We start from the raw sequence: 1,334 nt of genomic DNA on the forward strand, positions 1-1,334 counted from the left end.
GATCAACCCGATGCATCGCTGCACGCGCATGAACTCGTGCTGCCCGAGGAGCACGCGCTGCTCGAAAGCTGGAACGATACGGCAGCAGCGTATCCCGAACATTTGTGCATTCATCAGTTGTTTGAACAACAGGTGCAGCGCACACCCAATGCCATCGCGCTGGTCTTCGAAGACGCATCGCTCACGTATGCGCAACTCAATGCGCGTGCCAATCAGCTTGCGCATCATCTGATCGCGTTCGGCGTGCGTCCGGAAGATCGTGTGGCGCTGTGCATGGAGCGTAGCATCGGCATGGTCGTCGCGTTGATGGCGATACTCAAGGCTGGCGCTGCCTATGTTCCGCTTGATCCCACCGCGGTCGCAGAGCGCCTCGGCTACATGCTCGACGACGCCCAGGTCTCGCTGCTCATCACTCAACCGCAGCTTCTCGATGGCCTTCCGGACGTTGCGCGGAACTTGCCCGTTGTATGCCCCGACATCGACGCGAGTTCCATCGAAGCCCGCCCGGATGCTGAGCCCGTCATCGAAGCGCACCCGCAGCATCCGGCCTATGTGATCTACACATCCGGTTCGACCGGCCAGCCGAAGGGCGTGGTCCTGAGTCACAGGAATCTTTCCAACTATCTGAACGGCGTGCTGGCCAGGATGAACGCGCCCACGCCAGGCAGCATGGCTCTCGCTTCAACCATCGCCACCGACCTCGGACATACGATCCTGTTCGGCGCCTTGGTGGCAGGACATGCACTGCACGTGCTCTCGACCGAGCGGACCTCCGATGGATATCTCTTCGGACAGTACATGCGTGATAATAAGATCGGCATCCTCAAGATCGTGCCGGGTCATCTGCGCGCACTCGTCGACGTGATGTCCGATACTTCTGCGTTGCCCACGCAGTTGCTGGTGCTGGGCGGCGAGGCGACCCGGTCCGAGTGGATCATGTCCTTGCAGGCACTCAAACCCGATCTGCGCATCCTCAATCACTATGGCCCGACCGAAACGACCGTAGGCGTGCTGACCCATGTGCTGAGCGACGACATCGCCTATGGCACGTCGATTCCCATCGGACAGCCGCTTGCCAACACGCGTGCATACGTGCTCGACGAATATCTGCGCGCCGTGCCCCTTGGTGTCACCGGGGAGCTTTACATCGGCGGCGCAGGTCTTGCGACCGGCTATCTGCGACGGGCGGCGCTCACGGCACAACGGTTTGTCGCGAGTCCCTTCGTTCCGGGCGCCCGCATGTACCGCACGGGCGATCTCGCCCGTTATCGCGCCGATGGCAATATCGAGTTTCTGGGCCGCAACGATCATCAGGTCAAGATCCGTGGCTTCCG

General features: G+C 61.2%; 2 protein-coding genes. One reads left to right on the forward strand and one right to left on the reverse strand.

Going from position 1 to position 1,334, the window contains the following annotated elements:
• Positions 1-228 (reverse strand): hypothetical protein (locus AWB80_RS45235; protein ID WP_244207075.1); only part of this gene is annotated, 228 nt, incomplete at its 3' end.
• Between AWB80_RS45235 and AWB80_RS42730 the strand changes: the two genes are divergently transcribed.
• Positions 133-1,334 (forward strand): non-ribosomal peptide synthetase (locus AWB80_RS42730; protein WP_244207073.1); only part of this gene is annotated, 1,202 nt, incomplete at its 3' end. The two genes, AWB80_RS45235 and AWB80_RS42730, sit on opposite strands and share 96 nt — an antisense overlap.

Origin of the sequence: Caballeronia pedi, assembly GCF_001544915.2 — a bacterium.
GTDB lineage: Bacteria > Pseudomonadota > Gammaproteobacteria > Burkholderiales > Burkholderiaceae > Caballeronia > Caballeronia pedi.